This window comes from Corynebacterium sp. KPL4035 (assembly GCF_037908325.1).
Classification (GTDB): Bacteria; Actinomycetota; Actinomycetes; order Mycobacteriales; family Mycobacteriaceae; genus Corynebacterium; species Corynebacterium kefirresidentii.
In genome coordinates this window covers 186,028-211,218 of the sequence record NZ_JBBMGF010000003.1, presented here as the reverse complement: position 1 = coordinate 211,218, position 25,191 = coordinate 186,028, and the positions used below count along the sequence as shown (strand labels likewise).

Annotated in this window: 22 protein-coding genes; 15 read left to right on the top strand and 7 right to left on the bottom strand. The window is 56.4% G+C overall.

What is annotated here, in order from left to right; genetic code table 11:
• Nucleotides 1-6 precede the first annotated feature (6 nt).
• Entirely contained in the window at nucleotides 7-474 is a 468-nt protein-coding gene (locus WMP96_RS04585) for a DUF3499 domain-containing protein (protein ID WP_023020762.1), read from the bottom strand.
• A gap of 95 nt (nucleotides 475-569) precedes the next feature.
• Here WMP96_RS04585 and WMP96_RS04580 point away from each other — a divergent pair, with 95 nt between their 5' ends.
• Complete coding sequence (locus WMP96_RS04580; RefSeq protein WP_023020761.1) at nucleotides 570-1,040, top strand: metallopeptidase family protein; 471 nt, start codon at nucleotides 570-572, stop codon at nucleotides 1,038-1,040.
• 80 nt (nucleotides 1,041-1,120) lie between these two features.
• On the opposite strand, the gene WMP96_RS04575 is transcribed toward WMP96_RS04580, so the two are convergent.
• From WMP96_RS04575 to WMP96_RS04565, 3 genes are all read right to left on the bottom strand, one after another.
• A complete protein-coding gene (locus WMP96_RS04575) occupies nucleotides 1,121-1,369 on the bottom strand; it encodes a WhiB family transcriptional regulator (protein ID WP_005528147.1) in 249 nt (82 codons plus the stop codon).
• Between the two features lie 567 nt (nucleotides 1,370-1,936).
• Nucleotides 1,937-3,031, bottom strand: a complete 1,095-nt coding sequence (locus tag WMP96_RS04570; RefSeq protein WP_023020760.1) for a sugar phosphate nucleotidyltransferase — start codon at nucleotides 3,029-3,031, stop codon at nucleotides 1,937-1,939.
• Nucleotides 3,032-3,131: 100 nt separating this feature from the next.
• A complete protein-coding gene (locus WMP96_RS04565; RefSeq protein ID WP_340432213.1) occupies nucleotides 3,132-4,031 on the bottom strand; it encodes a glycosyltransferase family 2 protein in 900 nt (299 codons plus the stop codon).
• A gap of 124 nt (nucleotides 4,032-4,155) precedes the next feature.
• Between WMP96_RS04565 and WMP96_RS04560 the strand changes: the two genes are divergently transcribed.
• The 9 genes from WMP96_RS04560 (at nucleotide 4,156) to WMP96_RS04520 (ending at nucleotide 14,396) form a co-directional block, all read left to right on the top strand.
• Nucleotides 4,156-5,787 carry an LCP family protein gene (locus WMP96_RS04560; protein ID WP_086587976.1) on the top strand — a complete coding sequence of 544 codons (1,632 nt, stop codon included), beginning with the start codon at nucleotides 4,156-4,158 and terminating at the stop codon, nucleotides 5,785-5,787.
• 25 nt (nucleotides 5,788-5,812) lie between these two features.
• The gene (locus tag WMP96_RS04555) at nucleotides 5,813-6,478 is read left to right on the top strand and encodes a TIGR03089 family protein (RefSeq protein ID WP_200288089.1); all 666 of its coding nucleotides are present in this window, start codon (nucleotides 5,813-5,815) and stop codon (nucleotides 6,476-6,478) included.
• Between the two features lie 43 nt (nucleotides 6,479-6,521).
• Nucleotides 6,522-7,259, top strand: a complete 738-nt coding sequence (locus WMP96_RS04550; RefSeq protein ID WP_301716064.1) for a sulfite exporter TauE/SafE family protein — start codon at nucleotides 6,522-6,524, stop codon at nucleotides 7,257-7,259.
• A gap of 516 nt (nucleotides 7,260-7,775) precedes the next feature.
• A complete protein-coding gene (locus WMP96_RS04545) occupies nucleotides 7,776-9,167 on the top strand; it encodes a hypothetical protein (RefSeq protein WP_023020755.1) in 1,392 nt (463 codons plus the stop codon).
• 215 nt (nucleotides 9,168-9,382) lie between these two features.
• A complete protein-coding gene (locus WMP96_RS04540; RefSeq protein WP_301716065.1) occupies nucleotides 9,383-10,024 on the top strand; it encodes an ABC transporter permease in 642 nt (213 codons plus the stop codon).
• The gene (locus WMP96_RS04535; RefSeq protein ID WP_259824897.1) at nucleotides 10,021-11,223 is read left to right on the top strand and encodes an ABC transporter ATP-binding protein; all 1,203 of its coding nucleotides are present in this window, start codon (nucleotides 10,021-10,023) and stop codon (nucleotides 11,221-11,223) included. The genes WMP96_RS04540 and WMP96_RS04535 overlap by 4 nt, the downstream gene beginning before the upstream one ends.
• Nucleotides 11,210-11,962, top strand: a complete 753-nt coding sequence (locus tag WMP96_RS04530) for an ABC transporter permease (RefSeq protein ID WP_301716066.1) — start codon at nucleotides 11,210-11,212, stop codon at nucleotides 11,960-11,962. Before WMP96_RS04535 ends, WMP96_RS04530 begins: the two co-directional genes overlap by 14 nt.
• Nucleotides 11,959-12,915: a glycine betaine ABC transporter substrate-binding protein gene (locus WMP96_RS04525; RefSeq protein WP_340432212.1), complete on the top strand. Its 957-nt coding sequence runs from the start codon at nucleotides 11,959-11,961 to the stop codon at nucleotides 12,913-12,915. Before WMP96_RS04530 ends, WMP96_RS04525 begins: the two co-directional genes overlap by 4 nt.
• A gap of 161 nt (nucleotides 12,916-13,076) precedes the next feature.
• Nucleotides 13,077-14,396: an amino acid permease gene (locus tag WMP96_RS04520; protein ID WP_301716067.1), complete on the top strand. Its 1,320-nt coding sequence runs from the start codon at nucleotides 13,077-13,079 to the stop codon at nucleotides 14,394-14,396.
• 399 nt (nucleotides 14,397-14,795) lie between these two features.
• Here WMP96_RS04520 and WMP96_RS04515 read toward each other — a convergent pair whose 3' ends face one another.
• The 3 genes from WMP96_RS04515 to WMP96_RS04505 form a co-directional block, all read right to left on the bottom strand.
• Nucleotides 14,796-16,115 (bottom strand): MFS transporter, encoded by a 1,320-nt coding sequence (locus tag WMP96_RS04515; protein ID WP_301732386.1) that lies wholly within the window; start codon nucleotides 16,113-16,115, stop codon nucleotides 14,796-14,798.
• Nucleotides 16,116-16,514: 399 nt separating this feature from the next.
• Nucleotides 16,515-17,789 carry a threonine/serine exporter family protein gene (locus tag WMP96_RS04510; protein ID WP_034656263.1) on the bottom strand — a complete coding sequence of 425 codons (1,275 nt, stop codon included), beginning with the start codon at nucleotides 17,787-17,789 and terminating at the stop codon, nucleotides 16,515-16,517.
• 548 nt (nucleotides 17,790-18,337) lie between these two features.
• Nucleotides 18,338-19,555, bottom strand: a complete 1,218-nt coding sequence (locus tag WMP96_RS04505) for an amidohydrolase (RefSeq protein ID WP_340432211.1) — start codon at nucleotides 19,553-19,555, stop codon at nucleotides 18,338-18,340.
• Nucleotides 19,556-19,815: 260 nt separating this feature from the next.
• Here WMP96_RS04505 and WMP96_RS04500 point away from each other — a divergent pair, with 260 nt between their 5' ends.
• From WMP96_RS04500 to WMP96_RS04480, 5 genes are all read left to right on the top strand, one after another.
• On the top strand, nucleotides 19,816-20,796 hold the full coding sequence (locus tag WMP96_RS04500; RefSeq protein ID WP_301716070.1) for a carbohydrate ABC transporter permease: 981 nt from the start codon (nucleotides 19,816-19,818) through the stop codon (nucleotides 20,794-20,796).
• Between the two features lie 27 nt (nucleotides 20,797-20,823).
• Nucleotides 20,824-21,669, top strand: coding sequence for a carbohydrate ABC transporter permease (locus WMP96_RS04495; protein WP_034656258.1), 846 nt, complete (start codon nucleotides 20,824-20,826; stop codon nucleotides 21,667-21,669).
• 80 nt (nucleotides 21,670-21,749) lie between these two features.
• The gene (locus WMP96_RS04490; RefSeq protein ID WP_340432210.1) at nucleotides 21,750-23,072 is read left to right on the top strand and encodes an ABC transporter substrate-binding protein; all 1,323 of its coding nucleotides are present in this window, start codon (nucleotides 21,750-21,752) and stop codon (nucleotides 23,070-23,072) included.
• A 47-nt stretch (nucleotides 23,073-23,119) separates the two neighbouring features.
• Nucleotides 23,120-24,241: an ABC transporter ATP-binding protein gene (locus tag WMP96_RS04485; RefSeq protein WP_301716071.1), complete on the top strand. Its 1,122-nt coding sequence runs from the start codon at nucleotides 23,120-23,122 to the stop codon at nucleotides 24,239-24,241.
• 175 nt (nucleotides 24,242-24,416) lie between these two features.
• Nucleotides 24,417-25,034 (top strand): hypothetical protein, encoded by a 618-nt coding sequence (locus tag WMP96_RS04480; protein WP_023020746.1) that lies wholly within the window; start codon nucleotides 24,417-24,419, stop codon nucleotides 25,032-25,034.
• Nucleotides 25,035-25,191: the final 157 nt, after the last annotated feature.

Below are 25,191 nucleotides of genomic sequence, written 5' to 3'. Positions count from 1 at the left end.
TCCGTGTCAGTCCAGTTCCGATTCCGCCGGCGTTATTTCATCGGGTACAACCGAAAGGTGGGCACGGCGGGCCTTTTTGGCATAAGCCACGCGACGGGTACGAAAGACCGGGTGATTCGAATTAGCTGGGTCAGCGCCATCAAAGGTCGCGGAATAGTCGATAGGGTCTGCCCCCGAACCGGCGCTACCGTCATCGACCAAGCCGGTGGTCACGCGGCCGTCTTCCTTGACCGCTTCTGCCAGGGCCATCAGATCGTCTTCCTCATCCAGCTCGATGCGATCGACGCGCACCAGCTCCCAGCCCACCGGAGCCGAGATGCGATCGCGGTGCGTGGCGCACAGGTCCCAACTGTGCGGGTTCTCTTCTTCCGCCAGCGGACCGACCACGGCCGTTTGGTCCGCGTATGCATAGGTCAATGTCGCCACGGCGGGGCGGCCGCAGCCTGGGCGGGAGCAATGGCGAGAAATAGTCACAGCGCATAAGTCTAAACCCTTAGTTGAGATTTAGATAGTCTTCGCCCCGGCGTGGCTCCGCTAAATCCAGACCACCTGCGCCTTAGAATCAGGGCATGACCGCCGCTCGCCCGCACATCCGCCCCGCCCGCGACCGACACGGCCACGGCATGCGCGGACCCCTCCTCCCCCAGCAGACTCCGCGCTACCGCAGCGCGCGCGAGCACTTCGACATGGCCGTCTTGGAGGCCTATGCCCCCATCCAAAACTCCTTCGCCCCGCAATTGCGTGGCCTCGACCTAGCCGTAGACACCATTCCGCGCATGCGGCTCTCACCCGATATGACCGTGCTCCCGGATGAGATTATCGCCGATGGGCCGGTCCCCCTCGGGCGCGTGGTTCCTGCCGGCGTAGACTCCGCCGGCCACCCCACGCGCGCCCGGTTGGTCATTTTCCGCATGCCCATCGAGCAGCGCGCTTCCACCCCGTCCGAGCGTTCCGAGCTTCTAGGTACGGTTATTACCGCGCTCGTGGCGAATTATCTCAACTTGGACCCGGAGGAAGTGGATCCACGCTATAGCTGGTAGCCACCTTCACGATATGACCCAGCAGAAAGGCCCTGGGCCGCACGTCATGTGCTTGCCCGGGGCCTTTCTGGACACCTTAATTATCCAATCTCGCGCTTGAGGCGGCGGCGCTCACGGTCCGATAGCCCGCCCCAAATACCGAAGCGCTCGTCGTGCTCCAACGCGTACTCCAAGCATTCATCACGCACCGCGCAGGCCTGGCAAATGCGCTTAGCCTCACGGGTAGAACCTCCCTTTTCAGGGAAGAATGCTTCAGGGTCCGTCTGCGCGCACAGCGCTTGGTCCTGCCACTCCTGCTCGACGGCACCGAAGAGTTCATCGAGTGACATCTCTGCAGCAGCACCGCCACGGAGAATGGCGTTGTTATTAGCCATTTTGTCCACGCCTTTTCCTTTCTCCGAGGTTGGGTAATTCTAATCAGTGCAACCGACCGTACACCACATTCCCTTTGGGTAACCCCGCTGGGCCGGTGTGGAAGTAACGGCGTCGGCCGCTGTTTCTTTCACTGATGTAATTTCACACCGGATCACTAAATATCGTCAACCCGAATTAGCGGCTTCTTCGCACTTTTCGGCAAAAACGCAGCACACGATCCCCACGCGTCACATCTGTAACAACTACTCCCCACTGGGGGTATAGGTAGGGGGTACTACATGTAGTGGCACCCCGTTTTTCTGTCAACAATTTTCAGAAAATTCCGGCGTGTCGCGCGCACAATCTCTCAAAGAAGGGATCTACGTACTCACCAACGCTGCACAGATTTCGCATTATGGTGGCAGCTTTAGAAGGACAGGCTGAGTAATTCCGCATGGAAAAGGCCGAACCAAGGACTCATTTTCCTCAGTTCGGCCTATCCCAGTCAGACTTATCGCATGGCCCAGCCCACGGCAGGAGCGTTAAGCATCGGAGCTAAAACGCACTCCAGCGTCCGGGATGGAAACGCCGGGGAAGACACGCATGCCGTCGAGAAGCTCGCAGCGCGCTCCAATGTGGGCGCCCTCGCCAATGACGCAGTTTTCAATGACCGCGTTGGCGCCAATATGTGCGCCGGAGGCAATAATGGAGTTATGAATGATGGCACCTGGCTCAATGCGCACGCCATCGAAGACGACGGTGCCCTCGAGGCGAGATCCGGCGCCTACCTCGGAACCACGGCCCACGGCAGTACCGGACAGCAGCAGCACGCCACCAGCGATACCGGCCGAAGGATCCACCAAGGACTCGCCGGTCTTGCCTTCAATCAGCGGGGAAGGCGCAATGCCGCGCACCAAGTCCGACGATCCGCGAGTGAAGTCATCTGGGCGGCCCATGTCGCGCCAGTAGGAGTTGTCCACGTGACCGACAACGAGGCGACCCTCTGCCAGCAGTCCCGGGAAAGTCTCGCGCTCGACAGAGACGACACGATCGGCCGGAATAGACTCGATGACCGAACGCTTGAATACGTAGCAGCCGGCGTTGATCTGGTTGGTCGGCGGGTCCTCAGTCTTTTCCAAGAAGGCGGTTACCCGACCATTGGAATCGGTAGGCACGCAGCCGAAGGCACGAGGATCAGCCACGTTGAGCAGATGCATGGTGACATCGGCGTCCTTGTCATGGTGCGTGGTGAGGATTCCCTCCAGGTCCATGCCGGACAGCACATCGCCGTTGAAGACCATGACGGTGTCATTGCGCAGCTTGTCGTAGACATTGCGGATACCGCCGCCGGTACCGAGTGCGGTCTCTTCCACCACGTACTCGATCTCCAGGCCTAGGTCCGAACCGTCGCCGAAGTACTCCTCAAAGACCTCAGCCTTATATGAGGTAGACATGACCACGTGCTCGATGCCGGCGGCCTTGATGCGGGCGAGAAGATGCTGCAGGAACGGATAGTTGGCCGTCGGCAGCATCGGCTTCGGTGTACCGATGGTTAGTGGACGCAGGCGGGTACCGCGACCGCCAACGAGAATCACTGCATCCGTGCTGGCACCGTGGGTGGTGACTGCTTCAGTCATAGTCTTCCTTATGTATGCAGACAGTTTTATTCGGTGATTTTCTGAGGGACAGTGTAGAGCTTAAAAGCGCAATCTAGGTCAACGGCACGCGCACCGCGGCCTAAGAACCTACCGATGCCGAGGCAATTAACCCACGCACCCGCAGCCCCAGCCACAGTGCACCACGCAATGGGGCCTGCCACCAGGCGGGGTGGCGGTCTGCTTGGAAGCGGTAGGCGGAGTCATGGTGCGCGCGTAGCATGGCGCCGGCGTGTGCTTGTGTGGAATGCCCCTTGGCGTGACTGATGACTGCTTCTGGGCAGAAAATGTTTTGGTAGCCGGCGCGCGCGAAGCGATCGCCTAGATCTACGTCTTCGAGGTACATGAAGTAACGCTCATCAAATCCGCCGATGGCTTCAAAAGCCTCCCAACGCACAAGAAGGCAGGAACCAGATAACCAACCAGCCGGCCGCTGCGTAGTCATATCGGTTTCATTGCGATAAGCGCGCGACCACGGATTAGAGGGCCAGATCGAGGAGAAGAGGGCGTGCCCAATGCCGGTGGCGACGGTAGGCACGGCACGGGCAGAGGGGTAATTGGTGCCGTCCGGCTCTACTATGCGCGGGCCCACGGCCGCAGCGTCCGGCCATTTGCGGGCACACTCGATGAGCCGATCGATAGATCCCGGTCTAAAGGCAACGTCCGGGTTGGAAATCAGGAAAAATTCCTCATCTACTCCGCCGCGCTCGCGGGCGAAGCGGGCACCGGCGTTCATGCCAGCGCCATAGCCGATATTCCCGCCGGTATCGAGGAAATCTACCCCGGCGCGCTCGCGGGCGGCAGCCTCGGGAACACCGTCGGTAGAGCCATTATCCGCAAGCACCACCTTGGTGCCGCGGGCGTACGCACTCGGCAGGGAGTTTAAAAAACTACCGAGGTATTGTCCGGGACTATAAGTCACGGTGATCACGGCCAGTGGGAGTTGAGTTGGAGTAGTCACAATGGCCACGAGCTTAGTCACAAGCACTCCTCGCGCTGGGCAGGGACACTGCCCGAACACGCGAAATCGGACGCGGATCACTAAGTTTTTAACGTTCTGCCCTAAACTGTCTCCAGATCCCCACCAATCTAGAAAGCCTCCACTTGTGACTTCTGAGAACACTCGCCGGGCGCGCACCATTCAGCCGGCGCCCTCTGCCGCTAGTGCGGTAAAGCAAAAAGGTTCCACGGCCATAAAGACGATCGTAGCCCTGCTATCCGCCCTGATCCTGGTGGTATCTGGCGTGGGTTATGCCACCGTCGGCCGGCTTGATAATGGTATGTCTTCTGCCAAGGACTTGTCCTTAGGCGGCAAGGGACTTTCCGGTGACTCGCTCGATGGCGCGGTGGATATCTTGCTGGTGGGCAAGGATTCGCGCACCGATGCTAAGGGCGATCCCCTCTCCGATAAGGAACTAGCAGACCTGCACGCCGGCGTGGCCGATGGTGAGGAAAATACCGACACCATGATGCTCATCCGCGTTCCGGAGGATGGTTCCCGTGCTACCGCCGTGTCCATTCCGCGCGATACCTATGTTAAGGATCCGGAGTACGGCAATATGAAGATGAATGCTGTCTTCGCCTCTCACAAGAACGCCAAGGTGGACGAGCTCAAGCAGGAAAACGCAGAGGCAGAAGCAAAGGGCAAAAAGAAGCCGCACTCGGATAAGGACATCGAAAAGCAGGGCGTCGAGGCCGGCCGCGAAGGGTTATTGGCCATGGTGCGGTCCTTGACCGGTGTGTCCATCGACCACTACGCGGAGGTGGGCCTGCTGGGCTTTACCCTGCTTACCGACGCCGTCGATGGTGTCGAAGTCTGCCTCAATGATGACGTCAATGACGATATGTCTGGCGCTAAGTTCAGCAAGGGCAAGCAGACCCTCGATGGCGCCAAGGCCCTAGCCTTTGTGCGCCAGCGCTACAACCTGCCGCGCGGCGACCTCGACCGCATCGTGCGCCAGCAGGCTTTTATGGCTTCCCTGGTCAATAAGATCTTGGACAATGACACCCTGGCTAATCCCTCCAAGCTTTCCAAGATTGCCAAGGCGGTGGAACGCTCCGTAGTCATCGATGAGGGCTGGGACATTATGGGCTTTGTTACCCAGCTTGCCGGCCTGGCAGGCGGCAATGTCACCTTCACCACCATCCCTGTTACCTCCATCGACGGCCAAGGCGATTATGGCGAATCTATCGTCACTATCGACGCCGCCGAGGTTCACCGTTTCATGGACGATTTGGCTAAGTCCCACGATGAAGCCACCGATGAGGCCAAGGCCGAGGATAAGGACAAGCAGAAAAAGGCGGACAAGGACAAGGACGTCGATCCTAATATCAATATCCACGTCCTCAACGCCGGCAATATTGACGGCCTAGCTTCCGGCATCGGCTCTTGGCTTGAGGGCAAGGGCTATACGGTAGAGCGCTCCGCTAACGCGCAACCGGGCATCTACAGTGAGTCGCAAGTGGTAGCCGCTGATCCGACGAGCAAGGAGGCGAAAGCCCTAGCCAAGAAACTGGGTGGCCTGCCGGTGGCAGAGAACCCGCAGCTCGATAATGACACCCTCATCGTCGTGGCCACCGATGACTACCAGGGCCCCTCCGATAAGGAGGCCAGCGCCCAAGAGCCGGAGGAAGACAAGTCCAGCCAGCCGGTAGGCACCCCGGGCGATGACTTCGGTACCGCCAAGGTTTCCCCAGAAATCGACGCCGGTGGCGATGGCCCGCGCTGCGTGAACTAGCACTTCTCCCCTACGATGGGCGAGTATGGAACTACTCGCCCATCTTTTGCATGCCGATGCCGCCTCTCCGCGCCTTACCGTATATAACGAGACCACCGGCGCACGCATGGATTTTTCCGGGCAAACGCTCGACAATTGGGTAGCGAAGATCGCCAATATGTTGGAAGAAGAGCTCGACCTAGAGGCAGATTCCACCATTGCCATCGATCTGCCCTCCTCGTGGCAAGCGGCCGTTGTGGCCTTGGGTGCGCTCGCCTCCGGCCCTTCCTATAGCTTTGGCGAGTCTGCCGCGCTTGCCGACGTCGTCTTTACCTCCCCCTCCCGCTACCCCGCCGCCCATGATCGTCAACCCCAAGCCGATATCGTGCTCATCAGCGAGGACCCCTTTGGCCGCGGCGTCGTAGAATCCGGCGGCGATCTACCCACTGGCGCTATTGATTTCGGCCCTACCGTGCGCTTCTACGGCGATCAGTACTTTGGTGAAACCCAGCCACTGCCGCAACTCGTCAATACTCCTGCGAGCGCCGAGCGCCTGCTATCTACCGGCTGGTCTGATAATGAGTCTTTTTCCCGCGCCGTGCTCGAGCCCCTCGCCGCGGGAGGTTCCGCCGTCATCGTTGCCGGCGTGTGCCCAGCAGAGCGGTTGGAGGAAATCGCCTCCAATGAGAAAGTGACAGCTCGCCTTTCCTAGGTTTAGTCGGCAGGATTGAGCCCAGATACACTTAGCACTCGTTATGTTTCTGGGAATCTCCGCGGACGCATGGTCCTATATCTTCATCGGCCTCCTCATCCTTGCCGGCACCATCACTCAGGGCGCCATCGGTTTTGGTTTAGGGACCACTGCCACGCCCATCATCGCGCTCATTCGGCCTGAGCTCCTACCCACGCTCATTCTGTTGCTCGCGTTGTGCATTTCTAGCTATACGTTATCGCGCTCCTACCGCGAGACTTCTTGGCGCGTGGTGGGAATCTCTTCTCTTGCCCGCATCCCCGGTTCTTTAATAGGCGCTTGGGCAATCGCGAGTCTGTCCCCCAATGGACTATCCATCTTCATCGGTTGCGCCGTACTCTTTGCCATGACCCTATCCAGTTTGGGATGGAGCCCGCGGCCGACCACCCTCAATACGCTCATCGCCGGCGTAGCCTCCGGCATCCTGGGCACCTCCACTTCCATAGGCGGCCCGCCCATGGCGTTGATTATGAAGCGTTTTGATCCGAACCGTACCCGCGGCACTTTGGCGGGCACCTTCGTCCTCGGAACCTTAATTTCTCTTATAATTTTGGCGCTCAATGGACAGATCAGCAGCACCCAAGTAACCGCTGCGGCGGCCTATTTCCCCCTTATTGTCATTGGACTTATCGCAGCGAACTACCTCAACCGATTTATAGATAGGAAACTGCTCAACCGCATCGTCATCATTGTGGCCATCTCTGCAGCCCTCATGCTGATCGTTGAATCCGCCCTCTTCTAGCCCTGCACCCCACCCTCTTCGGAACATCCTGGACAGTTCCGGTTGCGAAAAGCACCAACCTCTGCCATGTAAACGCCTATAACTTATGACATGTAACATTCACCAGCAGGCATTTTATAACCGCCTTTCACCCGCTCAAATGCAGCGCACGACGCATACAGTGACACACCTACAATTTCCCCACAAGACTCGTGCACCACTTTAGAAAATAGCAAAATACCCCCACATGGGGGATACGTCGATTCGCCTCAAACGAGCGATGTATAGACATCTATTCATCAATAATTTTTGACGCACTATCGACCACTTAGCGGGAACAACCCCCATTAAACAGCTCGGTCTATATAAAACATATTGACCTTTCTTTGGGGAAGATATATAGACATCTAAGAGATGACGTAACTTTAAGCGTGTTTTAGCGTTTTCTTAGCGCAACGTCGAGAGTTGCTGGATTTCATTCATAAGTTCATTCATTTTCTACCTGCATTTTTCTACCTGCATTAGGAGAAGTTCTAGATGTCGATTCGTCGTCGCATGACCGGCCTGACCGCCGGCCTCATCGTCGCCGGCACCGCATTCGCGGCACCGCTGGCTGGCGCAACCACCCAGACCGAGTCCTACCCGGAAACCCCGGCCCTGAACCCGCAGCTGCCCATCATCCACACCACCCACGGTTCCGATCACATGAAGGCGAACGTCCTGAACCCTCGCCCGGTATGCAACCCGTGGGAGGACCACCGCACCGTGGTCTACAAGGTTTCCGATCGCTTCCTGCCGGCCGGCACCATCTCCACCACCAACCAGACCAAGAAGGACATCCCGCTGCAGCAGGATCTGTCCAAGTCCCAGTCCATCTCCGTTTCCGTCAACGGTGACCGCACCGAGACCACGTCCATGAACCTGGGCGGCAAGGGCTCCGGCAAGAATGCTGAAGGCTCCGCAGGCATCTCCCACGAGATCGCAACCAAGATTGGTGCTAGCGCCTCCTACTCCCTGTCTTGGGAGGCTGGCCAGTCCATCGGACCTTACGACGTTCCGCCAAACCACACCGGTGAAGCTACCTACGGCTTCCGCGTGCTGAACATGACCGGTACCCAGCAGTACTGCAAGCCAAACGGCACCTGGTCCACCCCGACCGCTTGGAATGCAATGCAGCCGGTTAAGAACGAAGTTCGCGTCAAGCTGTACGACAAGCTGTCTGATTCCTACGCTCCTAACAAGGATGCCCAGAACACCACCGACGTCAACGACCCGAAGGTTGTGCAAGAGGACAAGAACCTCGAGGCTGACGCAGAGGTAATCAAGGACACCGAGGGCACCGCCAAGGAAGATGCCGAGAAGGTTTCTGAGGCAGAGGGCAAGAACGAAGAGGCTGCTGACAAGAAGAAGCAGGAAGAGGTTGATGCCAAGGAGGACAAGAAGGACTCCAAGCACAAGCTCGACCTCGAGCCTTACATGACCGTTTCCGACGCTAAGCACGCTGGCTTCGCAGGCACCGTTGCAGTCCGCGCCAAGAACGTTGGCTCCGAGCGCTACTACGGCGAGTTCCCAGCTACCCAGTTCCGCGTTGATGTAAAGACCGCCAAGGGCCCGAAGGGCGTTGACCGTCTCATCACTCCGCGTTCCTCCAACGGCGCTCACATCCGTGACCTGGGCTTCAACGAGAAGACCTCTACCCGTTCCTTCGAGGTGACCTTGGCTAACCCGATTAACGCTGGCGAAGAGGCTCGCATTGCGAACCTGGACTTCGGCGATGGCAAGACCAAGGAAGGCCGCCTCATCAATAACATCGAGGTAACCCAGACCTCCCGCATCAAGGGTGATGACTCCAAGCACAACGACCAGAACGTTGATTCCCGCGAGCACACCTTGAATGACTTTGGCAAGAAGGCTGAGGGCCTGTTCTAAGAACACCTCACTTCTGCCCTAGGAATATAGTTTCCTAGCCCGTCTCAAACAGAAGGCCGCCGCACCTCCCATGGTGCGGCGGCCTTCTTCTTGTCCATTGGCCGACCCACCTCCAACTTTGTATCCTTGACCGGTACGTCATGCCTTCTCGAAGGGAGTTTTATAGAGACTAAAACACCAATCCCACCCTCTCCTTCTTTCTTTAAGGTGATGAAATGACAGATTTTATTGCTGCACGTTGGCAGGACATCCTCTTCCGCAGCTATCAGCACACCAGCTTGGTCATCCAATCCGTGGCCGTAGCACTAATAATCGCTCTCGTGATAGCTATTTTTGCGGCTCAACGCCCACGCGGAGCGGCCCTAGCCAATGCCCTATCCTCCATTGGCCTAACACTTCCCTCACTCGCCCTTCTCGGCCTTGCCATTCCTCTCTTTGGAATCGGCACAATGCCCTCTGTTGCTCTCGTGGTCTTTTATGCGGTCTTGCCAATTCTGCGCAACGCGATTGTCGGGCTGCATACAGTGGACCCCACAATTATTGAATCCGCTCGCGGGCAAGGCATGAGCAAAGCGGCGATTCTTTTCCGCATCCGCTTGCCACTGGCATGGCCCATCATCATGACTGGCATCCGGGTAGCAACCCAGATGTCTATGGGTGTGGCCGCCATTGCAGCCTATGCACTCGGACCAGGACTCGGCGGCTACATCTATTCCGGCCTTAGCCAAATCGGCGGCACCAACGCGCTGAACTACACACTTGTCGGCACACTCGGCATCGTAGTACTCGCTCTTATCGTGGATGCAATTCTTGCCGGCCTCCAGAAACTGACCACCCCGAAAGGCATTTCCGCATGACACAAAACAAGCAATCAAGTCCGGTTTCAGCTAGCGAGACCAGCGGTGCTGAAATCGTCTTTGACCACGTGACCAAGTCTTACCCAGGACAGAAATCACCTGCGGTAAAAGAGTTGTCTTTCCGCATCCCCGCCGGAGAGCTCGTGGCATTTGTGGGACCTTCCGGCTGTGGTAAGACCACTTCGCTTAAAATGATTAACCGCCTGGTCGAACCCACCAGCGGCGAAATCCGGATTAACGGTGAAGACGTAACCAAGAAGAATCCCACCCAGCTGCGCCGAGACATCGGATATGTTATTCAAGGCGGCGGCCTCATTCCCCACATGTCCGTCGCAGACAATATTGCACTCGTGCCAAAGCTCAAGAAATGGAATAACAACAAAATTTCCCAGCGCACCGATGAGCTCTTGGACATGGTGGGCTTGGATCCCTCGATCTACCGGGACCGCTTCCCCCGAGAACTTTCGGGCGGACAACAGCAGCGCGTGGGTGTAGCGCGTGGTCTCGCGGCCGATCCCCCAGTGGTGCTCATGGATGAGCCTTTCGGCGCAGTGGACCCGATTACGCGCACGCACCTGCAGGATGAACTGGTAAACATCCAATCGGAGCTAAAGAAGACCATTGTGTGCGTAACGCACGATATCGATGAGGCGATCAAGCTGGGCCACCGTATCCTCATTTTTGAACCCGGCGCGCAGATTAGCCAGTACGATACGCCGGAAAATATTCTGGCCGCACCAGCGAATGATTTTGTGGAAGACTTCATCGGTTCGGGCTCTGCCCTCAAGCAGCTAAATTTGCGGCGCGCGGATGAACTTGAGCTTTGGTCGCCACCCATAGGGCGCATCGGCGAGAAGACTGCAGACGTTCTCGAGCGTTTAGATACCGCCGGAGAAGGGACTGTCGTTATCCTGGACGAGCACGATCACCCGCGCGAATGGATCACCAAACGCCAGCTCAGCCGCTTTGAGTTCATTCCTGATCCGACTATAGAGTTGTCCTCTGTGGTGGAAGCTCGTTCTACGCTTAGCGACGCCATGTCGGCCATGCTTGCTTCCTCCCACGGCGGCGCCATGGTTACCCGCCGCGGAAAATTCCAAGGCGTGCTCCTTTATGACACGGTCAATGACTACATCCGTCAGATCAACTCCGATGCCCACTCTCCTCGCGGTGAAGGAGGTAGCAGTGGAAAAGCTTAAACGCCTCGGAGGAGAGAACCGGCTCCTCATTTTCGGTATTCCAATTCTAGTCATCGCGACAGTTGTCGGATGGCTCATTTGGCACGCCACCGCGGATCTTGATGAAATTGAGGCTCGCACCTTGGAGCTCAATTCCGTCGCGGCTTTGGCGTGGGAGCACCTCGTGCTCGTGCTTATTTCCGCACTCTTGGTTATCGCTACCGCAATCCCCTTAGGGATTCTGCTCACGAGACAGTCCACGCAATTTCTTGCCCCCGTGGTCACGGGTATCGCCAATATTGGTCAGGCAGCTCCGGTCGTTGGCGTCATTGTACTCTTGGCCATTTGGCTCGGCTTCGGCACTCCGGTTGCCATCCTCGGGTTGTGGTTTTATGCCTTCTTGCCGGTGCTGGCCAATGTCATTGCAGGTTTAAGGGGCGTCGACAAGCAGCTCATTGAGGCAGCGCACGGGCTAAGCATGTCCCCCATGCAGGTTCTCGCCAAGGTAGAGCTTCCGCTTGCGCTGCCGGTCATCATGACCGGTGTCCGCACGTCTTTGGTGCTTCTCGTAGGCGCAGGTGCGTTTGCCACGTTTATCGATGCCGGTGGGCTTGGCGGACTCATCACCTCTGGAATCAACCTTTATCGCACGCCGATCCTTGTTTCGGGCGCGGTACTTATAGCAGCCTTAGCGCTCACCGTGGAATGGGTGGGCCGACTATTGGAACTCGCTTTTACGCCGAAGGGGATGATCAAATGAAACGCCTGATGGCAACACTCACCGCGGTTGGCACCCTCTTTCTGGCGGGCTGTGGCCTTGGTACTGCAGGTGGTTTGATTCCCCGCGGCGAACTGCAAGGCGATCTCGCCGGCATTGATCTGAAAGGCGAGACCATTTCCATCGGGTCAAAGAACTTCAAGGAACAGATCATTTTGGGAAAAATCGGGGCTATTTTGCTGCAGTCAGCGGGCGCCAACGTCAAGGATCTCACCAATATTCCGGGATCTACTTCGGCCCGCCAAGCCCTCCAAGTAGGCGATATGGACACGATGTTTGAGTACACCGGTACCGCATGGATTACCTATTTGGGCCATGATGATCCCGTTCCTGGTTCACGGGAACAATACACAGCCGTGGAAAAGGCAGATAAGGAAAATGGCTTAACGTGGCTGCCGCCAGCGCCGATGAACAATACCTACGCCTTAGCTACAAGCGAGAAGACGCACCAAGAATCGGACGTAGAAACGCTCGCGGATATTAAGGAGCTTCCTCCCGAGCAGCAAACCTTCTGCACCGATGCCGAATTCCTCGCCCGCAATGATGGACTCCTTCCCATGCTCAAGAGTTATGGGGTGAAAGAGCCTCCACGCAGCCGCATTAAGGAAATGGATTCCGGCGCGGTCTATGCCGCCTTAGACAAGGGAGAATGCACCTTTGGCTCCGTTTTCGCCACCGATGGCCGCATTAAGGCCCTCCATTTGCAGGTGTTGACGGACCCTAATCTGTTCTTCCCTAAGTACAACCTTGCCCCGGTTATCCGCACCGAGGTTTTAGATGAGCATCCAGAAATTGAAGAGCTTTTCGCTCCCCTGTCACAGCTGCTTACCGACGAAAAGATGCAGGAACTCAATGCCCGCGTCGACGTCGACGGTGAGGACTACACCACCGTGGCACTCGATTTTTTGAAGGAAGAAAACCTGATCGCGGACTAGCTGCCAAGCCTTAGCAAGATTCCCAAAGACCGTTGCACCACCCTCGGTGCGGCGGTCTTTAATATTTCTTTAACTTAGATCACACTTTTACTTTCGTTCGCCAAAACCTTCAGATAGATTGTTTATGTTGTCTTATTCACACGTACTGAAGGATGAATTCTATGTCTCACACGACTGCGAATGCGCCTGCTTCACCGGCCAGTTCACCCACTACCGGCAGCGCAGACACCCCAAGCGGCAGCCAGGTGACTACCAATAAGGCCGTCAATAGCCAGTGGACCATCACGCTCTTCGGCACTGCCGTGGGCGCAGGTATCCTCTTCTTGCCGATTTCCGCCGGCAGCTTCGGCTTCATCCCGCTACTGGTAGCCACCTTGCTCATCTTCCCGATGACCTACCTGGCCCACCGTGCTTTCTCCTGGATCATCAGCTATTCGCCGCTGCATGGCGAAGACGTCCTTGCAGTACTCACCCACTTCTTTGGCCGGAGCAACGGCATCATCCTCGCGATTATCTACTGGTTCACCATCTTCCCGGTAGTGCTCATTTATGGCGTATCGATTACTAATACGGTCGATAGCTTCATCGTCAACCAGCTGGGTGGCCCAGGAATCTCCCGCTACATCTTGGCACCGCTGTGCGTAGGACTGATGACGCTGGCACTTGCCTTTGGCAATGCCATCATGTTGAAGATTGCCCAGTTCGTGGTTTATCCGCTCATCGTGGCGCTGGCAGCAGTATCGCTCTACCTCATTCCGCAATGGGACCTCGGCTCCTTCATGGAGGCCGGCGATCACACCGCTGGCGGCGTTATCAAGGCCATTATCCTTATCCTTCCCGTCTTGGTATTCTCCTTCTCCTTCGTTGCTGCGATTTCCCAATTCTCGCTGGGCATGGAAAAGGAATACGGAGCGGATCACCACGCACAGTCCGATAAGGTTATCCGCAATTCCGCCATCTTGTTGACGGTCTTCACTATGTTCTTTGTCTGGTCCTGCGCACTGGCCATGGGCGCAGACGGCATGCAAGAAGCAAATGACAAGAACCTGCCGGTTCTTTCCTACTTCGCCAACGAAACCGGCACCCCATTTATGGCCTACATGGCACCCATCGTGGTTATTTGTGCAGTAGCTTCTTCCTATTTCGGCCATGCCCTTGGCACCATCGAGGGCACCCAGTACCTCTTCAACCTGGCCGCACCGAAAGCCACAAAGAAGATGTCTGCCCGCACGCTCGACCTATGGACCTACCTCTTCATCTTCATCGCCACGTCACTGGTAGGAATTTTCAACCCCTCCATCCTGGACATGATTTCTGTCGTGGGCGGCGTATTCTTCGCCTTCATGACCTACCTGCTTCCCATCTGGGTCATTTACCGAGTGGACGCCCTAGCCCGCTTCCGTGGCAAAAAGACCAACTATTTCGTGGCGGTCATGGGCTTTATCGTGCTCTTTGCCACCATCTGGGGAATGTTCCAATAATCCCACAAAAAGGTGGTTCGACAAGGACTTTTCCTGTCTGACAAGGTGGGAGACAACATGCCAGAACAGGAAAAGGCGCCGCACACACTTGCAACGCATTGGCGCGGATGCAAATACTGCCGAAAGTTATGACTACCAAGCCACAAATGGGCTAGCAGTAAACTTTCAGCAACTAGCAGGGACCTATCAGGCACAATCCATTGTGGTAGCAGCCCCGTGCCCCATACTTAAATCATGCGTTTGAGAGAGCGCATACGAGAGAGATAGAGAGAACCCCTCAGTTTCCAGAGGGCGGCTTAGGCCGATACATGGAAACACCTTGTAGAGAGAGACGCCTGCGGCCCTCGGTTCCTTCCGGTTCCGAGGGCCGCAGGCGTTTTATCCTTTTATAGCGAAACGCTACTGGTGCAGCTTATTCTTTTTCGACGCGAATAGCACCGCGGTTCCAGTCACCAGCGCCGCAGCCACCAAATAGAAGGCGGGCGCAAGCTGCAGTCCTGTGACATCAATAAGCCAGGTAGCAATCATGGGAGCGGTACCGCCAAAGACAGCATTGGCCGTATTAAAAGTCAGCGCGAAGCCGGACAGGCGCACGTGCGTGGGGAACTGCTCGGAAAGGAAGGAGGGCAGGACGCCGTCGTTAAGCGCCAGCACGCCACCCAAGCAAACCTGAATGATAATGACGAGGAGGATTCCGGCGCCGTCGAGAAGCATAAAGGCCGGAATGATAGTCACGCCCATAAAAGCGGCCGCGCACAGCATGGTCGTGCGGCGGCCCAGGCGGTCCGAAAGCATGCCGGTAAGCAAGGCAAAGCCCACATAGAATGCGGAGGCAACAGAGGACGCTATAAACGCCGGGGTTGCGGCCATACCCAACTCTTCTGAGAGGTAGGTGGGCAGGTAGGTCAAAATGACGTAGAAGCCAATGGCGTTGAGCACCGCACCAGCAAAGGCAATGGCCAAGGCCTTGGGATACTTGAGCACCTCCCGCAACGGAGATTCTTCCGGTTCATCCTGATCCTCAAAGTGGGAGGACTCCTCCGTGTGACGGCGGATCCACAGTCCGTACATGCCCAAAGGCAGCGCAATCAAGAAAGGCACGCGCCAGCCCCAGGAATCCAAGGCAGCATCGTCAAGCACACCCGTCAGCAACGCCGCAATGAGCGATCCCAGCAACAAGCCGGAAGCCGTAGCGGACGGCACCACCGCAGAATAAATGCCGCGCTTGCCGGCCGGAGCGATCTCAGCCAAGTGCGTGGCCGCACCTGCATACTCACCGGCTGCCGAAAAGCCCTGCACCATGCGGCACAGCAACAGCAAAAGGGACGCGGCGAAGCCTATGGTGGCATAGCCAGGAAGGAAACCGATGCACGCGGTAGCCAGGGACATCATCACAATGGAGACCGTTAGGGTCTGGATGCGTCCGTGTTTATCACCGAAGTGACCCCATACGATGCCACCCAAAGGCCGCACCAAGAATGACAGCGCAAAGAGCGCAAACGTCATAATCAGGGCACGGCGGCCTTCCATCTCCGGGAAAAAGACTCGGGAGATAATCGCGGACATATAGATATAGGCTGCGTAATCGAACCACTCAATGAAGGTGCCTATAAACGCTGCCTTTATGGCCGAGCGATGCTGGCGTTTTGTTTCTTCTGTATCTTCCACCTGCGCCGGCACGGCATCATTGGCTGGGGGTTGGGAAGTGAGAGGAGACATGCTCCTCACCTCAATTCTGTAGCTATACAAGCAGTTGAAAACGGCGCAGGCCCGCTGCGCGCATGCCCTCAACCCTACAGAATCAACTTATGGTGTACGTCACTTTTATGCGCCAATATTGCACTCCCCCACAATTGTTACGCTTGTCAGCGCCTTATCCATCCCCTCCCAGCCACTAACAGCCACCCAACAGCCGAGCCTCATGGACACTACAGCACAGTGCCCCATACTGAGATCGTGCGTTTGAGAGAGCGCATATGAGAGAGATAGAGAGAACCCCCTGCAGTTTCCACAGGGCGGCACATGCCGATATATGGAAACAGTGAGAGAGACGCCTGTGGCCCCCAGTTCCGAAAGGAAGTGGGGGCCACAGGCGTTTTCCCAGTTAAGACCCTAACTTCATGCTGTAGAGGGCTTCTGCGGAATTTTTTTATCAAAATCAATAAGTCGGCCCAATGCCCAATCCTTATCAGTTAGCAGGCGAGAAAACACCAATCCGGCGCCAATAGAACCAACCACCATCATTCCTGTCGCAACGTTTGCCAAAGCTTGATCCATTTGACCGTCATTCAAATAAAACACTGCTCGAAACATTGTCACCCCCGGAATCATAATCACGGCAGCCGGAACGGTCGTTGTAATACGAGGAAGGCGCGCCTTTTTAGAAGCAACCGCACCTAGCAGCCCAATCAATAGTCCTCCCACGAATGCCGCAAAGAAAATAGTTGTACCTGCGTGAATGAGGATCAAACGGAGCTCGTTTGCCACCGTTCCGACACACGCTGCGACCAAAACCATGCGGCGGGAAGAGTTGAAAAGAAAGGCAAAGCCAGCAATTCCCAGAAAACTTGCGACCGGCGCCAACAAAAACCACTTCATATCCTGTGCAGGGGCGGGCGGATCAGGGGTAAGTTGTGTCAACCAGCTAACCATCGAGACTGTGAAAGTCGCTGTAAATATAACAGTGAAGGCGTACCCTAACCTGACTATTCCTGCGTCCAAATCAAAACGCGCAATGTCGATCAAAGCAGAGAAAAGAGGAAATCCGGGGATCAAGAATAAAACCGCTGCTACCACGCCCGAGGACAATTCACTCGGCGCCACTGAGCCTATCGCACCAAAAAATTCCGTTAAAAGGAAGAAAACGATACTTGCCGTTGCCCCGCCAGCAATTACTCCCCCGATTTGATGGACGTGCCGGTGGAGAACCGTGTACCGCACAAACTGGCCTGCAAACGCCGCTAGAGCCACCAACCCCACCGCTTCTAACGGGAAACAGTTAAGATACGCAAACGCCGCGCACGCGATCGCGGCGGCAAAAGAAAGAACTAAACCGCTCCAGCGCTTTTTGACTCCAAACTCAATAACATCCAGCTTTGCGGCCAATTCTTGGGCAGTAATCCCCGCATAGAGCCGATTATGGGTCAGGTCTTCTAAGGCTTCTATCCGCGAAGCATCAACCGCAGGAGAATGTTGCCGGGCAATCACTGTCCTGAAATATTCCCCGCGGTGGAACGTACAAGTAATCTGCGTCAAACCCACTGTGGCATCTAAGTGGTCAAACCCCAAAGCTCGCGCACTGCGTTTCATCCCCCTTAAAACACGGTAACCAGAAGTGCCGGCACCCATTAGGAGCATTCCCACCCGCAAGACAACATCCGCTTCCACGCCCATTTGCCGGTGCAATTCTGGATCAAATTGTTGCGACACATCTCCTCCTCTGACACGGTTTTAGCGCCTATTTAAAGGCTTCTCGACCCCAACCGAAGCCCGAGAACACACTTTTAGTTTTACCTAGAATCCTACGCAGAACCGCACCCCTATGAATAGTTCTTCATCGACCTAGAGGTCGCCGCCTTTTACACCGTGGGCTGGTCTGCGCGTTTATATGGCGATTTCCACCCCATTACCACAATACTCACAGGTAAAACGCAGGCCTGTAGCAGGCTAGGGAGTTATCTTAAGTTCATGCGTTTGAGAGAACGCAAGAGAGATAGAGAGAACCAGTTCCAGCGCCCTGCGGCCCCAAGTGAGGCCCGGGCGTTGGAGCTGTTTTAGGGGTCTGCCGGTTAATTGCACTAAGAAACGGTGGACGCAGGAAAACCTTGCATAGAGAAAACTCACCAGACTTGGCGGCTATGAACTACTCCCCCACAGCCCGGATGCCAGCAGCAATGGCCGCACATCTTTTAAGAACCGTGCGGCCATGTACAGTTTCCCGCTTAGTCGTTGCCCAGATAGCTCAATGCAGCGGCAGCAAGTGCTTCGGTGCCAGTGCGCAATGTGGGTTGGAGCAGCGGGGCGAAGTGCGGGCTGTGGTTGGGAACATCTTTTCCCTCTTCGCGGCCGGAAAATACCCAGAAGCAATAGGGAACCCCAAAGGCACGCGCAATGGTGGAGAAATCCTCACTGGCCGTGAGGGGTTCTGCGGTAAGAACGCGGTCGGCGCCGAAGTAGGATGTGAAGGCTTTCTGGAGCCGCGCCGTGGTCTCGTCATCATTGCTGGTAAGCGGGTAGGCATCGTGATAGTTAAATTCAGCAGGCTGAGGGCTACCGGCAGCCTGGCACTCAGCGTTGACGATGCGCTCGATGGCGCCGGAGATTTTATCGCGTACTTGCTCGCTATAGGCACGCACGTTGATCTTCAGGTTAGCCTCAAAGGGAATGATATTTGCCTTCGAACCGGCATTGATAGCACCCACGGTCAACACCCCAAACTCGGAAGGGCTTAGTTCGCGGGAAATGACTGTCTGAAGGCGCATCACAATGGAGCTGGCCAGCACCACTGGATCGACGCTGCGGTGTGGCATGGAACCGTGCGAGCCTTGGCCATAAACCTTGACATCCAGACTTACCGCGGTGGACATGAAGGGTCCTGCGGCAAGAGCAACGGTGCCAGCAGGAAATTGGCTAGCAAAAACATGTTGACCTAGGACAACATCGGGAGTTGCTACCTTATCTACCAGACCGTCATCCACCATGGACTGGGCACCGGCAGCGATTTCCTCGCCCGGTTGGAAAATTAGTTGCAGGGTGCCGGACCACTGGTCGGTGGCCTGCGCCATGAGCGCACCCATGCCCAGCAGGCTGGCCACGTGCGAATCGTGACCGCAGGCGTGCATGACGGATATGGGGTTTCCATCCGGGTCAAGAGCGGTATCGGTGGAGGCATAATCCAGGCCAGTGTCCTCCTTGACTGGTAGGCCATCAAAATCCGCGCGCAGCATGACAGTTGGCCCGACACCATTTTCTAAGATGCCAACCACGCCACCGCCTACATCCACTTGTTCAAACCCGAGGTCAGCAAGCTTGCCCTTGATGATGCCAAGCGTGCGCTCCTCCTGCATTGATAGCTCCGGGTGCTGATGCAGGTCCTTATAAAGTGGCTCCTGCCAAACTTTGACGGAGTCATAGTTGCTGCAGACAGTGCGGACAGACATTGCTTCCTCCTTGTGGAATCGCGGTGGAATATGGGTGCCAGTGTAGAAGGGCGGGAGGAAGGTGGGCGTCGGCAAGCAAGGCATTTTTGTAATGCCAGCCATAGTTTTATGGCAAAGAGACAGGCACCACGGCCCGCTGAGCTGGAGTTTTTAAAAAAATTTGATGACGCATCCACTTTTAACCCATCGGACATTAATAATTCACTGATTGTTTGTTTTTCATGTATCTGGGCTTCACCCGTCCACCCTAGATTGACCGAGTGACCTTTCAGGAAGACTCTCTCAGTGGCGGCAACTCAGGCACTACCATCGCCCGTCCCGCCCACACGGAAAACCCCAGTGATTCTGCGGCGCTGGTGCGCAAAGCAGCGCGCAATCGCCACAAGGAATGGCTGCTGGCCGCAGCGCTTTTAGCGCCGAACCTGATCCTGCTGGCTGTATTTACTTACCGGCCGCTGCTAGATAATATCCGGCTATCCTTTTTCAATTGGAATATTTCCAGCCCTACCTCCACCTTTGTAGGCTTGGACAATTATGTGGAGTGGTTTAGCCGCGAGGATACGAAGACCATCGTGCTCAACACTGTGGTATTTACATTCTTTGCGGTCATTGGCTCCATGATCATCGGTCTAGCACTGGCATTGCTGCTCAACCAGAACATTAAGGGCCGCAACTTTGCACGCTCGGTGGTCTTCGCGCCCTATGCCATCTCTGGCGCGGCCATTGGTATCGCCTTCCAATTCGTCTTTGACCCGAACTTTGGCCTCATCCAGGACATGCTGGGCTGGTTCGGCATCGACTCCCCGAATTTCTATGCCGTGCCAGGCTGGGCGATGTTCATGGTGACGTTCACCTTCGTGTGGAAAAACCTTGGATATACCTTTGTCATTTATCTAGCCGCGCTCCAAGGCCTAGACAAGGAACTGGATGAAGCCGCCGCTATCGACGGCACCGGACGCTGGCGCAAATTCTGGCGTGTGACCATGCCGCAGCTGCGCAATACGACCTTCTTCCTTTCCATCACGGTGCTTCTTAACTCCGTGCAGGTCTTCGACATCATCAACGTCATGACCCGTGGCGGCCCACAGGGCAATGGCACGCAGACGTTGGTCTTCCAGATTTATAACGAGACCTTCGTCAACTTCCGCGCCGGCTACGGTGCGACTGCCGCCACCATCTTGTTCCTGATCCTGCTCATAATCACCCTGATCCAGGTACGCATCATGGATAAGCGAGGTTAACCCACTATGGCTACTTCAACCCTTCACATGGTCACGGATGAATCCCCCACCACCCGTCGCGCCAAGCTCGTAGGCGGCTATTTGGGCATCCTCGCGGTACTGCTCCTTATTGGTCTCCCGCTCTTTTGGATCCTCATGACCTCTTTCAAGGCCAAGGGCGATATTTATACAGATCCGGTCAACTGGCTGCCGCCGGTATGGGAGACTGAGAATTACTCCGATGCCACCACCCGCGTGCCTTTCTGGACCTACCTGCGCAACTCGGTAGTCATTACCGCAGTGCTGTCCATCATCAAGATTGTGCTTGGTGTCATCTCTGCCTATGCGCTGGCCATCCTGCGCTTCCCAGGCCGCCATCTGGTGTTCTTGTTGGTCATTTCCTCACTCATGGTGCCCAGCGAGATCACCGTCATTTCTAACTACGCCTTGGTCAATTCCTTGGGCTGGCGCAATACCTTCGTGGGCATCATCGTGCCGCTGGCCGGCGTGGCTTTCGGCACCTTCCTCATGCGCAACCACTTTTTATCCCTGCCCTATGAGCTGGTGGAAGCCGCCCGTATGGACGGCGCCGGCCCCATCCGCCTGCTTACCAAGGTGCTCCTGCCGGTCTCTTGGCCAACGCTGACCGCGTTTTCCGTCATCACCATGGTCAATGAATGGAATACCTACCTGTGGCCATTCCTCATGGCCGATACTGAGGACGTTGCCCCACTGCAGGTGGGTCTGACCATGCTGCAAAACAACGATGGCGTGACCAACTGGGGTCCGGTTATGGCCGCCACCATCCTCACCATCATCCCGATGGTGATCATCTTCCTAGCCTTGCAAAAGTACATGATTCAAGGCCTGACCACTGGCGCCGTCAAGGGATAGAAGGACTTCTACCCCACCCACGCTCGCCGTTTCCACATACTTTATTTCCCCCCTTAACCAGGATTTTTCAGGAGAACTACATGCTACGCCGCACATTCCTCGCCCTTGCTACCACAGCCGCATCTGCCACCACTCTCGCCGCTTGCGCCGGCACCTCTTCTACTAACCCACAAGGCGGTAAAGACAAAGGCGGCGATGGTGAAGTCACCGAATTGACCTGGTGGTCCAACCACCCGGGCACTTCTAAGGACATTGAGAAGGAAATCATCTCCCGCTTTGAAAAGGAGAATCCTGATATCAAGGTCAACCTCGTTGATGCCGGCAAGAACTACGAAGAGGCTGCACAGAAATTCAACGCCGCGCTCACCGGCCAAGATCTACCGGACATCGTGGTGCTTTCCGACGTCTGGTGGTACAACTTTGCCATCAACGGCCAGATCGCCAACGTGGATGACCTGGCGAAGGAAGCCGGAATCGACCTGTCTACCTATGTGCAGCCACTCTACGAGGATTACAACTACGACGGCGGCCACTTTGCGCTTCCTTTCGCTCGTTCCACGCCGTTGTTCTATTACAACAAGGACGCGTGGAAGAAGGCCGGTCTGCCAGACCGCGGTCCGAAGTCCTGGGATGAGATGGACGAGTGGTCCAAGAAGCTCGCCGCGGCCGATTCCAAGATGAAGCCATTTGGCTGGGGCGACGCCGTGGACTACCTGGGCTGGATTTTCCAGGGCCCACTGTGGTCCAAGGGCGGTGCCTACTCCGATGAGTGGGACTTGAAGTTCACCGATGACAAGACCATCAAGGCCGTCGAGTGGCTCAAAGACATCACCGATGAAAAGAAGGGCTACTCCTACGTGGGCAATGACATGGCCATGGAGTTCGGCACCGGCCGTGCAGCCGCGACTGTGCTGTCCACCGGTGACCTGGCAGGCCTGACCGATACCGCTAAATTCGAGCTCGGTACTGCATTCCTGCCTAACCCTACTGGCGATAGCGCCTGCCCTACCGGTGGTGCTGGCCTTGCCATCCCAGCTGGCATCAGCAAGAACCGCCAGTTGGCTGCAATTAAGCTCATCGACTTCATCACCAATGAGGAAAACACCTGCTACTGGTCCCAGAACGTGGGCTATATGCCGGTGCGCTCCACCGCGGTAGACAACAAGGACCAGAAGAAGTTCATGGAAGAAAACCCGAACTTCGAAACCGCCATCAAGCAACTTCCGGAGACTCGCCCGCAGGATAATGCCCGTGTCTTCCTGCCCGGCGCGGACCAGGAGATTGGTGGTGCTTTCGAAAAGATTGTCACCAACCGCGATGACGTCACCAAGGTGCTTACAGACCTGCAAAAGACCCTGCAGTCCATTTATGACAACCAGGTCAAGACCGTCATCAATAAGTAGGCTCCCCCTGGCGCCCTCCTCCCCTCACTACATTCTGAAAGGTAACCATGGCTACTGTCACCTTCGATGGCGCAAGCCGCATCTACTCCAAGGATGCTAAGCGCCCCGCCGTTGACCGCCTCAACCTCGATATTGCTGACGGCGAATTCTTGGTCCTTGTCGGCCCCTCCGGCTGCGGTAAGTCCACCAGCCTGCGTATGCTCGCCGGCCTCGAGCCCACCGACCGCGGCTCCATTCGTATCGGTGGTAAGGACGTCACCGGGGTGAGCCCCTCGGACCGCGACGTGGCCATGGTCTTTCAAAACTATGCGCTCTACCCCAATATGTCCGTAGCGCAGAATATGTCTTTCGCACTGGAAAACCGCAAGGTCCCTAAAAGCGAGATTAAGTCTCGCGTGCAAGAGGCTGCGAAGATCCTGCAGATGGAAGATTTGCTGGACCGCAAGCCCGCCAATCTTTCCGGCGGCCAGCGCCAGCGCGTAGCTATGGGACGCGCCATCGTGCGCGAGCCAGCCGTATTCTGCATGGACGAGCCCTTGTCCAACTTGGATGCCAAGCTGCGCGTATCCACCCGCGCGCAGATCTCTAACCTGCAGCGCCGCCTTGGCACCACCACCGTCTACGTCACCCATGACCAGACGGAGGCGATGACCATGGGTGACCGCGTCGCAGTTCTCAACGCCGGCGTCCTACAGCAGGTGGATACCACCCGTACCATTTATGACCGCCCGCAGAACGTCTTTGTCGCCGGTTTCATTGGCTCCCCGGCGATGAATATCTACGACCTATCCCATAACTCCTCGGAGCTGCGTATCGGCTCTACCCGCATCAACTTGGCCAATTACAACTTCGATGGCGTTGAGACTGTCACCGTGGGCATCCGCCCTGAAGACTGGCAGTTAAGCGATACCGGCAACGGTGGGGCAAAGTTTACTGTCGCGCATATCGAGGAACTGGGTAACCAGACCTACGTTTATGGCGACCTTAACGGCGCCGCGGGCAGCAGCTCCGCCGATGGCATCCTTAAGTCCTCTACCCGCATGGGCGGTCAGACCGGCATCCTGGTCAATGCCCGCGGCCGCTATGCGGTGGGCGATACTTTCTACGTTTCCCCCGACCCGGACCGAGTGCATCTATTTAGCACCACCACCGGGCAGCGCCTGAACTAGAAGCAGCAAATAGGCAGTTGACACCTTAGATTCTTATTTTTCCCTTTGCAGAAGATAAGAAACTGATATATGCTCGCACACATAAGACGCCCGTGCAGTGCCGTTTACCACGGATATTGCTCGGAATATTGCACTCAGCGAACCTTAAAATCAACCGAAAGGTAATTCACTGCCTATGCCTTCTTTCAAGAAGCTATCTGCCGCCACTTTGGCTGCAACAGCCATCCTCGGCACCGTCGCCGCACCGGCCGCCAGCGCCAAGAGCGACCCAGTTCGCTCCCTTATTTCTCCGGGCACCTGCAAGACCATCACCAAGCTGGCCAACGATGGCAAGCCGGTCCCGGATCCTTCCATTCTCCACGATGAAGACTCCGTAAAGCCGTACTTCAAAGATGGCGTGCTGGAGTACAAGGTGGTCGAAAACTTCCCGTACCGCAAGCAGCTGGATGCCGCGGTTGCCGAGTGGAACAAGGCCCTCAAGGGCAAGGCTTCCCTGAAGGAAGTTAAGCCTTCTGAGGCTGATGATGACACCATCGCCATCATCTTCAAGCCCGACCCAAATGGCTACGTCCAGGGTGCCGCTTACCCGGATCACAAGATGGTCTTCATCAAGATTCCTAATGCCCAGTACCCAGAAGCAGTCCAGGGCACCATCGCTCACGAGCTGGGCCACATGATGGGCGCCGGTCACTCCTGCGCCGGCGCGCTCATGGCCGGCGCTAACCAGAACCCCATCTCCTACCATGTGACCCCGCTGGATGCGGCGGCTATTATCCAGGGTCAGTTCGACTAAACGCCCGACGACTCCTCTCCCCTAGGCCCAGCACTGTGTCTAGGGGATTTTTCTGTCTTTACCCGGCTACGTGTTGGGTAGGTCGCATTCATCCGATTGTTTTAGGCGGCACACAGGCCTACTGCTAACGTTGCCGTTATTCAAAGGTTTGCATTAG